Source organism: Halobacillus dabanensis, from assembly GCF_900114165.1.
GTDB lineage: Bacteria > Bacillota > Bacilli > Bacillales > Halobacillaceae > Halobacillus > Halobacillus dabanensis.
Genome location: NZ_FOSB01000020.1, coordinates 1 through 11,926, shown reverse-complemented (window position 1 = coordinate 11,926; position 11,926 = coordinate 1). Strand labels below are relative to the sequence as shown.

10 protein-coding genes, 1 pseudogene and 2 riboswitches are annotated in these 11,926 nt (G+C 43.1%); of the genes and pseudogenes, 3 read left to right on the top strand and 8 right to left on the bottom strand.

Features of this window, described 5'->3' with window-relative positions:
- Positions 1–33: 33 nt before the first annotated feature.
- Positions 34–932, top strand: a pseudogene (locus BMZ58_RS20220) (aldo/keto reductase).
- A gap of 49 nt (positions 933–981) precedes the next feature.
- Here BMZ58_RS20220 and thiE read toward each other — a convergent pair.
- The 5 genes from thiE to thiW all read right to left on the bottom strand — a co-directional run bounded on the left by thiE (position 982) and on the right by thiW (position 4,489).
- The gene (gene thiE / locus BMZ58_RS20215) at positions 982–1,563 is read right to left on the bottom strand and encodes a thiamine phosphate synthase (RefSeq protein WP_279626149.1); all 582 of its coding nucleotides are present in this window, start codon (positions 1,561–1,563) and stop codon (positions 982–984) included.
- 29 nt (positions 1,564–1,592) lie between these two features.
- On the bottom strand, positions 1,593–2,360 hold the full coding sequence (thiM, locus tag BMZ58_RS20210) for a hydroxyethylthiazole kinase (RefSeq protein ID WP_075038331.1): 768 nt from the start codon (positions 2,358–2,360) through the stop codon (positions 1,593–1,595).
- Positions 2,357–3,163: a bifunctional hydroxymethylpyrimidine kinase/phosphomethylpyrimidine kinase gene (gene thiD, locus BMZ58_RS20205; RefSeq protein WP_075038330.1), complete on the bottom strand. Its 807-nt coding sequence runs from the start codon at positions 3,161–3,163 to the stop codon at positions 2,357–2,359. Before thiD ends, thiM begins: the two co-directional genes overlap by 4 nt.
- Complete coding sequence (gene tenA / locus BMZ58_RS20200) at positions 3,160–3,846, bottom strand: thiaminase II (protein WP_075038329.1); 687 nt, start codon at positions 3,844–3,846, stop codon at positions 3,160–3,162. Before tenA ends, thiD begins: the two co-directional genes overlap by 4 nt.
- A 42-nt stretch (positions 3,847–3,888) precedes the next feature.
- Positions 3,889–3,995: riboswitch (TPP riboswitch) on the bottom strand.
- 5 nt (positions 3,996–4,000) lie between these two features.
- Positions 4,001–4,489, bottom strand: a complete 489-nt coding sequence (gene thiW, locus BMZ58_RS20195) for an energy coupling factor transporter S component ThiW (protein WP_139207385.1) — start codon at positions 4,487–4,489, stop codon at positions 4,001–4,003.
- A gap of 250 nt (positions 4,490–4,739) precedes the next feature.
- A riboswitch (TPP riboswitch) is annotated at positions 4,740–4,849 on the bottom strand.
- Positions 4,850–4,957: 108 nt separating this feature from the next.
- On the opposite strand from thiW, the gene BMZ58_RS20190 reads away from it, so the two are divergent.
- Complete coding sequence (locus BMZ58_RS20190) at positions 4,958–5,488, top strand: DUF3221 domain-containing protein (protein ID WP_075038328.1); 531 nt, start codon at positions 4,958–4,960, stop codon at positions 5,486–5,488.
- 25 nt (positions 5,489–5,513) lie between these two features.
- Here BMZ58_RS20190 and BMZ58_RS20185 read toward each other — a convergent pair whose 3' ends face one another.
- The 3 genes from BMZ58_RS20185 to ku form a co-directional block, all read right to left on the bottom strand.
- Positions 5,514–7,181, bottom strand: coding sequence for a PucR family transcriptional regulator (locus BMZ58_RS20185; RefSeq protein ID WP_075038327.1), 1,668 nt, complete (start codon positions 7,179–7,181; stop codon positions 5,514–5,516).
- 16 nt (positions 7,182–7,197) lie between these two features.
- Entirely contained in the window at positions 7,198–8,169 is a 972-nt protein-coding gene (locus tag BMZ58_RS20180) for a threonine/serine dehydratase (protein ID WP_075038326.1), read from the bottom strand.
- Between the two features lie 370 nt (positions 8,170–8,539).
- Positions 8,540–9,376 carry a non-homologous end joining protein Ku gene (gene ku / locus BMZ58_RS20175; protein ID WP_075038351.1) on the bottom strand — a complete coding sequence of 279 codons (837 nt, stop codon included), beginning with the start codon at positions 9,374–9,376 and terminating at the stop codon, positions 8,540–8,542.
- Positions 9,377–9,628: 252 nt separating this feature from the next.
- Between ku and ligD the strand changes: the two genes are divergently transcribed.
- Entirely contained in the window at positions 9,629–11,386 is a 1,758-nt protein-coding gene (gene ligD, locus BMZ58_RS20170) for a DNA ligase D (RefSeq protein ID WP_075038325.1), read from the top strand.
- Positions 11,387–11,926 lie beyond the last annotated feature (540 nt).

Here is an 11,926-nt window from a genome sequence, read left to right as displayed (position 1 = left end):
TAACGATATATAAATAGGAATAGAGGTTTTAATATGGAACGCATAAAGATTGCCGAAGATATGACATACTCCCGAATTATCCACGGTTGTGGCGTCTCGCTGATTGGAAGCAATCGAAAGAAGAAACACTAGACTTGATCCAACATAATTTAGAACAAGGAATCACCACTTTTGATCATGCGGATATCTATGGAAGTTATACTTGTGAAGAGCTGTTTGGTGAAGCACTTTCGTTGAAACCTTCTTTAAGGGAACAAATGGAGATTGTAACGAAATGTGGCGTCCTTCCTTCTAAAAACAAACCGGAACACAAAACGCATCATTATAATACGAGCGAAAAACATATTCTCACTTCTGTAGAAAACTCATTAAAAAACTTGAAAACAGATTACATTGATACACTATTAATTCACCGCCCCGACCCTTTCATGGATGGGGAGGCTGTTGCTTCTGCCTTTACGAAACTAAAGAACGAAGGCAAAGTCCGCCATTTCGGTGTATCGAATTTTAAAGATCATCAATGGAACATGTTACAATCCTTTTTGCCATTCCAACTTGTCACCAATCAGTTAGAACTATCTGCATATAACCTTGAAAACTTTGAAGACGGGACATTGAACCTCTGCCAGGAAAAACGGGTAGCACCGATGGCGTGGTCTCCCCTGGCAGGCGGAAAAGTGTTCACTTCCGATGATGATAAAGCTGTCCGCCTTCAGGATACATTGTCTAAGGTGAAAGAAGAGATCGGTGCCGAGGGAATAGATCAAGTGCTCTACGCTTGGCTTCTTTCCCACCCCGCAAAAATCATGCCTATCGTCGGTACAGGAAAAAAGAAACGTATCGATAGTGCCACTACAGCACTGAGCATAAAACTGAATCATGATCACTGGTTTGAAATTTTACAAAGCTCCATGGGACACGATGTACCGTAAACCCACCTCTAAGATATGTCAATCGTTTTAATTGTTACCTTTTTCTAATTCATAGAGACTTTATCACAGCAGAGATATCTTTCGCTTTCGTAATAGCTGATATGACGGCGACCCCGTCTGCCCCCGCCTTTATTACCCTTTCGGAATTTTCCGGACCAATCCCCCCGATTCCTACAACTGGAACATCAGGATACAGGTGTTTCACTTCTTTCACCCATTCCGGGCCGATCACTTCCTTTGTGTCTTTCTTCGTTGTTGTCGCAAACATCGGTCCCGCTCCAAGATAATCAACAAGTTGTACAGGGCTTTGATCCAGCTCTTTTCTATTGGAAACAGATAATCCAATTATCGTATTTGGATATTTCGCACGTATCTCTTCCACACTTTGATCACTTTGTCCCACATGAATGCCATCGGCGTTTAAGGCCCCAAAAAGTTCTACGTCATCATTCACAATAAATGGGATATCTGCTTCTGCACACTTTCTCCGCAGTTTATGTCCCAGACTATACATCGCTTCCCCTTTTAATGCCCCTTCCCCTTTCTCTCTATATTGGAAGCAGGTAATTCCACCAAGTATAGCTTTATCAAGAACAAGGAGAGGGTCATAATCACAATTCCGACTCCCCATAACAAGATATTTTCTTAAGTACTCCCCCTTCATGAATCATCACCCCAACTTTCCTTGGCCAGAGCGTCGATAAAACGCGGAAGGAAAGTTCCAGGGCCTTCTACATCTTTATGTGCTGCTGCTTTTTCGGCAGCTTCTCCATAAAGTCTTAAAACGGCTGTTACGTTCTCTAATGGCTTTCCATCCACCGCGAGGGCTGCTGCCACCAGTGACCCTAACAAACAGCCTGAACCAGTAATCTGTGATAACAAGGGATGGCCACTTCGATTAACTTTGATTTCACCATCCATCCAAACGACATCTTTTTCCCCTGTACAAACGGCCCCTGTTTGATATTTTTCTGCTACTCTCCGCACAATGTCTTCCAAATTCCCAGAACCTGTAGAGTCCACTCCCTTTGTTTCCATCTCTATACCGACAAGGTGAGCGAGCTCTCCTGCATTACCTTTAATTAAAGTCGGTTGCACCTCCCCTAAAATACGCTCGCAAACCTCTGAGCGATAGGAAGTCGCAGCAACTCCAACCGGATCCAATACGACGGGAATTCCTGTTTCATTGGCCGCTCTTCCTGCTAATATCATTGCTTTCACTTGCGTTTCCGTCAATGTTCCGATATTAAGCAACAACCCATTCGATACCCTCGTGACTTCTCCTACCTCTTCGCTGGCGTTCGCCATGATAGGTGAGCCGCCAAATGCTAGTAAACCATTAGCCGTAAAGTTCATGACAACAGCGTTCGTTATATGATGGATTAAGGGACGTCGCGTTCTGATTCGCTCTATTACGGTCGTATTCACTGTTTAAACACCTCCTCACGCCTTGCGAAATGGTTCGTTGGTCCACTCCCTTTTCCTAAGTCAAAAGAATGACGAATGGCTTCTGTAACAAAGAATTTAGCTTCTTTAACCGCCACCGGTAAGGAATAGCCCTGGCTCAAGTAAGTGGTAATCGCTGCGGAATACGTACACCCTGTTCCATGGGTATTGGATGAATCGATGCGTTCCGCTTCATAACTATGAATACGCTCACCATCATATAAGAAATCAATTGCCTTTCCTTTTCTGTGCCCCCCCTTTATCAATGCGGCGCCTGCACCTAATTCTTGGACGATCATTTTTGCTGCTTCTTGCATATCTGATTCTGATTCAATCGATTTATCAAGAAGTGCTTCTGCTTCAGGAATATTGGGAGTTACAAGCGTAGTTCTCGGCACTAGATACTCTTTCAAGTACGCTTGAGCCTCTTTTTCTATTAACGGGTCCCCACTTTGCGCTACCATAACAGGATCCATGACATAAGGAGCTTTCACCTCGGAGAGCCATTCACTGATCACTTTCATCATATTTTTGTTCGCGATCATTCCCGTTTTAAAGGCATCAATGGGCATATCGTTTGATACTGCATTCAATTGCCCTTGAAGAAAATGCTCAGGGAGATGATGGACATCCTTCACTCCTGTAGTGTTTTGCGCGACGACAGACGTAATCACACTCATCCCATAACTCTTCAATTCTTGGAAAGTTTTCAAGTCTGCTTGAATACCTGCTCCCCCACTAGGGTCTGTTCCAGCGATCGTCAGCACACACGGAATGCGTTTCATCGGACAGCCTCCTTTCCGACAGGCCACTCTTCTTGGGTATACGCCATATCCCAAAAGGCATATTCTAGCTGACAGCTTTTTCGGAAAGCTTCTCTCATGCGGCCTTTCTCTTCTTCTGATGCCTGTTCCGCATAATCATCCAATTTAGAACATAGCACTTCCGTCAAACTGTTCACCTTTTTCTGCGCATAGAAATGAATCCACGGAGAAAAAGGATGAGAAGAGTCCGGTTTAAAAGTATCCAGTAATTCTTGGCCAATCTCTAAGTACGTCCATGGACATGGAAGCAATGCGGCCAGAATCTCTCCAATCCCGCCCTGGTGAGCATGATAAAGCATATGTTTGATATAGTGATCTGCCGTCGGCGGAAGTGGAAATCCTTGCAATTCTTCATATGGAACTCCGATATGTTCACAGAAATTATTGTGTGGATGCACTTCACTATTCAAAACAAAATCGATTTGTTGATTGAACAGTTGGATATCTTCCCTATTTGATGACTTCGAAATGGCCACACCATACACATGCATAAACGCATTCAAATATTCATAATCAGCCTTGATATAATGAGCAAGCGCTTCTTTTGAAATATCCCCTGTTCCGATTCCCTGGACAAAAGGGTGACTAAAGATTTTTTCAAAGACATCTTGATTTTCATTTCTTAATACATTGGAAAAAGACATGATGGAGCCTCCTTGAATTTTTCGGAAGCTACTAGAGGATAGAAGGGGAGCTAACTACTTCCCTCCGCCGGCATGATCCGGATCAGGTGTTGAGGGACCAAGGAATTCCTTCCTTATCTCAGCGAATACTCGCGCCCCTAGCAGTTTCCGTGTATTATGGTTGTAAGAGAGTTTTTTCAATTTTCACCCGAGACAAAACAAACGTTGCAATAAATGCCCCAGAGATGCTGCTTACTAGAAATGATGGGAGAAAGGCTAAGGCACCTGCCGAACTTCCCATCAACACATGTGCAATTGGAACAGATGCCAAAGCACCAAGAATCCCTGTACCGATCACTTCCCCGATTACTGCAGATCTCTTTTTCTGATACAATTTGTAGCAAAGTCCCGCCAAAAAAGCACCAATCATCCCACCAGGAAATGCGAGTAACGTACCAAGCCCCAGCAAGAATCGCAAAAGCCCAATAACAAAAGCAATCACGACAGCAGGTAAAGGGCCAAGAGTTACAGCAGCTATAACATTAACTGCATGCTGGACTGGATATGCCTTAGCAATCCCTGCTGGAAACCATAGGAATTGAGCACCAAGCGTTCCAATGGCTACCAGGACGGCCATCAGTGTAAGTAGTTTCGTATTTTTCAATTTTTCAACCTCCTCTCCTCTACGGGAACCCATGCCTTTAGAGTCCAACATTTTCAGCGGGGTAAAAAGATAAATAATGAAAGCACCTCGCTCCTCCCTGATAAGCTTAAGATGAAACTCGCCGTGACATTCTCTGTCTCAGTGAGGGTGGACCTAAACCTCGAGGGGGATGGTGCTTGAACTGGATGGTGTCTACGACAAAAAAGCCAGATCCTAAGAAGACCTGGCTCGGAATACCGAAAGTTGATAGACGTAAGTCTAACTACTTCCCTCCGCTGGTATTAACCAGATCAGGTCCGTAAGAGTCAGAAAGCTCACTCGCTTTCCTCTCAGCCCATTCAGGCTCCCCTAGTAGTTTCATATTCTTATTTGCTTGGTGATTTTTATCATAACAAAGTTGGATGATTCTGTCATGTGAAACTTTTAGCCTTGTTTATACGCCAATGATAAAGATGAGGAGTGATTCTTATGAAAAAAGAATGGGTGTTTGGAACAGTCATTGGCATCTCCCTTGTTCTTGGTGCTTGTGGGGCGGCATCCACCTCAGATGACTATGACCCTAATGAAGCAGGAGCAGAAGATATTGAGCCAGATATGGCAGGCTTTGTGATGGACCAGGATGAAAACAGAATTTTAGTCGTCACCCCAATGGATGAGGAAACGGCAAAAGAAGGTCGTGCAATGTGGGTGTCGGAAGCACCGGAGGGTTTATGGATCGGTAAACAGGTGGAAGTTTGGGTAGATGGGGCTATCGCAGAGTCTTTCCCGGAACAAGCGACAGCTGAAAGAGTTCAAGAACTGGAAATGAGTGAAGTGGAAGGTGCTGATTTGAAGGCTTCTGAAGCTTTATCTACAGCGTTATCAGAAGCAGATCGAGAGAATATTCTAGCCGTCGAATTGCTGGCCTTCGATCAACAGGCCGATCAGTGGACAGTCAAGCTGAAAGAGCGCGGCGATTCACAAGGGGAATGGAAAACGATCGTTAAAGATGAAAAATAGAGCCGCACCCTTTACACGTGCAGCTCTATCTTTCTACTTTTTTCAACAACCAAAGCCGCACACTCAACTCTAGCAAAAACAGGTCATCTGCATCTAAGAGCGAGAGTCCGGTCAAGTGTTCAATGTTACGCAACCGGTGTAATAATGACTGTCGATGCAAATTCATAGCCCTTGCTGTTTGACTTACATTACTATTGTACTTGTTATACACCATGAAGGTATGAATTAGTTCCGTCTGTCTTTTTTGATCATAATCAATCAATTTCTCTAATGTATCTTGAACGATCTCCCCTATCTCTTTTTCATGTGATAGCGCCATGAGTAGGCGATTCATTCGTGTATCACTGAAAAAAGTCCGTTCCCCTTCTTCGTGCTGCTTACCTATTTTCAATGCTGTCGCTGCTTCTTCATAGCTTTTATGAAAGACTTGATACCCACCCTTATGACAAGAAATTCCCCAACTGATCGTAATTCCCTTCAATAATTCGTGCAGCCTGCGTTCGATCAAATCTAAAAACTGATTCGCTGTCTCCTCGTATTCAGGCCGGTCTGTTTCCAGAAATACAATCACTTCCCCTTCGTCAAAAGTGGTCATTGTCTGCCTTTTAATTGCATCTCCTGCGTGAGTGACCTCTTTTTGAATATAATAATTCCGGCTATTTATAGAAGAGGACTGCACGTGGGGCACCGCATTCCCGATTGGATTATCCAGCGTTGGAAAAAACTGAATATGGCCCACAAGACAAATATACGGCTTCTCCAAATCATAACCGAGCAGCTGGGCTTTTGATAAGAGAGAACGATCTATCACCACATCTCGTTTAGCCAAATCCAAAAGGAAATTATCCTTAAGACGAATTTCTGTCATTTCTATCGCGTTTTCTTTTACAAAATAAAGCGCACAGGCTGTTAAGGCATGTTCTAATATATGGAAGGTTGTTGGATTCAGTTCATCCGGATCTTCCGGTTTGAACAATACATACCCTTGCTTTTTATAGTTAGAGAGAATGGTTAACTGATGACACACATGTTCACCGATTTGATAGGTTTCAATGTAATGACAAAGGGGATGATCGACCTGCCATTCCATCTCTATCAGAGTGCCCGCTTCCTGTTCATTTCCATTCAAAACATCAATCCAATAACGGTCAAAGTGTTGGTTTGCCCTAATTTGTTTATTGTGATCACTAATGGCTGTAGGGATTCCAGTATTCTTGTAAATGACCGCTGTTATATCCTGGAGGCCTTTCCCATTCAAAACGCAGTTGATTAACTCTTGACGAATTTCTTCCGTTCTTCGTTGTTCGGTCTGTTTTTCTTCCCCAATCAATCGTAATACATCTTGTAGGATGTCCCCAAATCTCACTTCCCATGGAATCTCCATAACGACCAACTCATGCTTTTCCGCCAGTTTTACGATACGATCCGGGATTTTATAAATATACCGACCCGTAGCAAAAGCGAGCACAGAGGCATCAGAACGAATCACATCCTGCACATATTCCTCAAGAGCATGCACATCATTGGCACACCCCACTCCTGTACTTAACACAAATTCATTATTCCTTACAAAATTCTCTACAGGGGTTTCGATAACAGAAATCCACTCCACTTTTCTCTCATACAGTTCCGTCTGTAATGTTGCCTGTTCCAGCACGGGAAGTTTCAGAATATCTCCAACTGCAACCCCCATCTTTTTCCCTCCCCGTTCAAGATTGCCTTAACAATCCTGTTATGACTTCATGATCAATATTGTTTCCCGTTACGATAATGGCGGTATTCTTTTGTAATTGTCCTTTGTGGACCAAGGCGTGACCGACCCCGATAGCAGCCGCTCCTTCCACAATCATTTTATGGTGTTCCATCAAAAACAACAGACCATTCTCAATCACTTTCTCCTCCACACGAACCCCTTCATCCATATACTTCTTTGTCAAAGAGAATGTGTAGTGATTGTCCAGTCCAATGCCCCCAAGCAAACTATCTGCAAGCGTATCTTCCTCTTCCAAACGAACAGGTCTTCCATGCCCTAAACTTTCCAGCATCACAGAAGACTTCTTCATTGTCACTCCTGTGATACGGGTAGAAGGATCAATGGATTTCATCACAAACGCGATTCCGGATAACAATCCTCCTCCTGACAATGGAATGATAACCTCATCAATATCTGGACATTGCTCGATTATCTCAAGCCCAATCGTCCCCTGGCCCGCGATCACTTCTTTGTCGTCGAATGGTTTGATGACGGTCATCCCCTTTTCTTTTTCCAACTGCCTGCAGCGATCGGCAGCATCATCCTGGCTTGAACCCACCTTTTCCACAACTGCTTTTAATTTCTTCAAACGATTCACTTTTGCTGCAGGGACTCGGTTAGATATGCATACCGTACACGGAATGCCTAGCTCAGCTGCAACATAAGCGACGGCAATACCGTGATTTCCTGTAGAAAAAGTGGTCACCCCTTTTTGTTGCGCTTCTTCTTCCAGGGATAAGATTTTATTCGCTGCCCCGCGAAGTTTGAAGGCACCAGTAGGATGACTTTGTTCTAATTTAAGGTAAATATTAGCTTCTGTACATTGGGATAGTGGTTCTGAGTAAATCAAGGGGGTTTGGTTTATGATCCCCGCTATTCTCTTTTTTGCCCTCCATACATCTCGTAGTGATACAGAAAAATCGTCCATGTCCTCTGCCCCCTTTTTTCTGAGTATATGATGAATGGTTTTGATTTTTCTGACATTTTTATTACCTCTTATTATAGAGGAACTTGTCCTCTTCTTTAAAGAAAAGGTTTTGGTTAATTTCTGTTTTTTCTGTCTCCCTCTCAAAGTCATTTGGAAAATTTTATAATTTCATGGTAAATAAGAAACGAGTATAAAACCGCGAAGGTCTCATACTCGTTCTGTTAATCGTACACGGATTGTCCGTCCGGACGACTTCATAAAAACTTGATAAGCGCATTTGAACAATTCTTCTGATTTTTCAATCCCTATACTCATTTCTCCACTTTGAATCAACCATGATAAACAGGTGTAAAGTCTGTAAGGAAGATAATCAAGAGGTTTTCTTCTTTCCAGAAGTGGTGGTCTTCCGCTTTGTTGTCTTCTTCTTTTTTGTTCCTTTCGTTTTTTCCAATGATTTTTCTAGTGCATCCATCAAATTTGTAACATTATCTGGCTTCGGTTTATCTTTAGCTGTTGTCACTTCTTCATTGTTTTTCTTCGCTTCAATCAAATCCATAAGGGCCGTCCTATAATCATCTTTATATTTTTCTGGGTCGAATTCTGCTGTCAATTGGTCGATCAATGTCACAGCTGTGCTCAATTCCTTTTTGCTTAGTTCTGTTTCCTCAGGAACATTTGGTACATCCTGAATCGCCCGTACCTCATCCGGAAAATGGATGGTTTCCATCAATAGCGTGTTTTCATAGACCCGCACGATGGCCAATTGCTCTTTCGATCGGATGATTATTTTAGCAATACCTATCTTCCCTGTATCCCCAAGTGCTTGGCGTAATAGACTATATGCTTTCGCTCCTCCTTCACTTGGAGAAATAAAATAACTACGTTCAAAATAAATAGGATCGATCTCTTCCAATTTAACGAAGTCCATAATCTCAACTGCTTTATCTTCCTGCTCTTTCTTTAATTGATCCAAATCTTCTTTATCCAGAACAACGAATTTATTTTTCGCATATTCGTAAGCTTTGACGATCTCATCACTTTCAATTTCCTTTTCACAGACCGGACACCGCTTTTCATATTCCACAGGTGATTTGCATTCCTCATGAAGTTGTCTCAATTTTATATCCTTATTTTCGGTTGCTGCATGAAGCTTGACAGGGATATTGACAAGCCCAAAACTGATCGTCCCTTTCCACATCGTGTGCATGCCGCCCACTCCTTTTTCCATAGCATTCACGTATTGAAGAAAAATATGTTCCGCCATTATGGACAAAATAAATAAGAAAAGTGCAAGAGCCCTGTTAAATCCGACACGCATAAGTAGCACCCGGAGAAAGGTGGTATGTCCTTTCGCAGGACGGATTGCTTACGTCCGGAAGATCTACCAGCGCGCTTGACACTACTTGGTTGTGAGGGCAAAAATTTTTACTTTCTCATCTTATAAAAAAGGAGGCTGTCCATGAAACCGATGTTACTGACCGCTACGACCGACTTGCCCGAGGGAGAAGACTGGATCTATGAAATCAAGTATGATGGCTTCCGGGCGGTCCTGGAAGCCACAGAAGAGGGCATTAAATTATGGAGCCGAAATGGAAAGGATTTGAGTGATCGTTTTCCGGAAATATCGGAAATCAATATACCTAAGAAGTTAATCCCCTTTTCCCTTGATGGAGAATTAACGATTTTAAATACACCTTATCAAAGTAACTTCCAAGCTCTTCAAACGAGAGGACGAATGCGAAAACAAACAAGAATCCAGGAGGCAGCAAAACAACGACCAGCTACTTTCATTGCTTTTGATGCCACCCGCAAGCTATCACTGCCACTAACAAAACGAAAAAAGGAAACAACGAAAATCGTCACAACCATAGCGCACCCATATATTCAGGAAGCACAAACATTTGAAAGGCTACAGGATATCCAAACTATAGCAGAGTTACATCTGGCTGAAGGCATTGTTGCAAAGCTGAAAAAAAGTACTTACCAGCAAGGGGAGCGGGGACAACAGTGGCTGAAATGGAAACAGTGGAGGACGGTATCCTGCTTTTTACAAACTTACGATCTAAAAAATAGTTATTACGAGGCAGGCATCTATACAAGAGAAAGTGTCCAGTCCCTCGGAAAGTTCAAGCACGGCCTTTCTGACGATGAAAATGAAACCCTAAAAACTTTCTTTAAAGAGCATGGAAAAAAGGAAAAACAAACCTGGGTTCTCCAGCCGAGTGTATGTGTCGATATCCATTGTTTAAATGCGGAAGAGGAAGAATTCAGGGAACCAATGTTTCATCAATTCAGGTTCGACCTTTCTGCCGAAGAATGTACGGAAGCAAAACTGAAATGGGATCTCTCTCTTTTTCCAAGTACATTTGAACCCTCTCATGTAGAAAAGCACCTATGGTCTCACCTAACGAAAGAGGACTTTTTGTGTTATATGAGGGAAATCGCACCTCACATGTTACCTTTCATAAACGAAAAAAAGCTGACATTGATCAGATACCCGGATGGAATTAATGAAGAATCCTTTTTCCAAAAGCACCGTCCTGATCATGCCCCAGACTATTTAAAGACTTGGATGGAGAACGGAGAGCCATTCATGATATGTGATCAGCTATTGTCCCTTTTATGGGTTGCGAATCAAGGGGCACTAGAATACCATATTCCTTTTGAAAAAGCAGGCGGACAGGAACCTGATGAGATTGTCATTGATCTCGACCCACCCGACCGTAGTTATTTCCATTACGCCATTACGGCTGCTAATTTATTAAAGCACCTATTGGATGAACTGGAAGTAGTGAGTTTTATAAAAACTTCAGGTAATAAAGGGATGCAAATCCATATCCCCATTCAGGAAGGAGATTTATCTTACGAAGAAACGAGGAAAATAACAGAAACTCTTGCTACCCTGCTCATACAAGAAGAACCTGATTTATTCACTGTGGAGCGTTTGAAGAAAAATCGTGGCGACCGCCTTTACATCGATTATGTCCAACATGCAGAAGGAAAGACAATTATTGCTCCCTATTCCCCGAGGGCTACAGAAGAAGCTACTGTCGCCACCCCTTTATATTGGGAAGAAGTGGTGGAGGGTTTGAAGCCAGAATCATTTTCAATTAAAACGATTCCTGCACGTATTGCCGAGAAAGGTTGTCCATTCAAAAATTATAATCTAGCCAGAAGGAGCCAGCCTATTAATAAACTTAAGAAATTATTGCAATGAACTGTCGAATATTGCCCGGGAAATTACCAACTGAGTATTATAGTTATTCAACAAAATGGCAGGATTGTGGAAGAATTGATTTCGAGATGTTTTGGGGTTCGTTGCCTGGTTGAGTGTCAGGGCGGCTGGGAAGCTACTCGCTTTCCTGTGGGGGAGTGGACTTCGTCCTGCGGGATCTCACCTATCTCCTTCCTCCCACGGGAGTCTCGCAGCTTCCCAGCCACCCCATTCGATATATGTGAGTAACGAACTACTTCACCGAGGCAGGCTGTCTTCCACTATCCTGTTGTTATAAGCGTAAATCGCTCTATAACAGGCTTTCCGCGTGCAGAATAGCTTATTAGGAGCTCATTCTTCTCCAATTACCATGTGTATGAAGCAGCTTTTTCCGTAAGTGGTTTCGAGACCCTTATATGGCAAAGGGGCGGAGGGGAATGGTGAGACTCCTGCGGGAAAAAAGTGCTTGGTGAGACCCCGAAGAGCAAAGCTTGAGGAGGCTCACCGCGCTCCCGCGGAAAGCGAGCTATTCCCCGCAGCCCC

Excerpts from the sequence above, each read along its gene's own strand:
- ku (WP_075038351.1), bottom strand. The coding sequence starts at position 9,376 with ATGCACACGATGTGGAAAGGGACGATCAGTTTTGGGCTTGTCAATATC.
- BMZ58_RS20185 (WP_075038327.1), bottom strand. The coding sequence starts at position 7,181 with ATGGGGGTTGCAGTTGGAGATATTCTGAAACTTCCCGTGCTGGAACAG.
- BMZ58_RS20190 (WP_075038328.1), top strand. The coding sequence starts at position 4,958 with ATGAAAAAAGAATGGGTGTTTGGAACAGTCATTGGCATCTCCCTTGTT.
- thiE (WP_279626149.1), bottom strand. The coding sequence starts at position 1,563 with ATGGGGAGTCGGAATTGTGATTATGACCCTCTCCTTGTTCTTGATAAA.
- thiD (WP_075038330.1), bottom strand. The coding sequence starts at position 3,163 with ATGAAACGCATTCCGTGTGTGCTGACGATCGCTGGAACAGACCCTAGT.
- BMZ58_RS20180 (WP_075038326.1), bottom strand. The coding sequence starts at position 8,169 with ATGGACGATTTTTCTGTATCACTACGAGATGTATGGAGGGCAAAAAAG.
- ligD (WP_075038325.1), top strand. The coding sequence starts at position 9,629 with ATGAAACCGATGTTACTGACCGCTACGACCGACTTGCCCGAGGGAGAA.
- tenA (WP_075038329.1), bottom strand. The coding sequence starts at position 3,846 with ATGTCTTTTTCCAATGTATTAAGAAATGAAAATCAAGATGTCTTTGAA.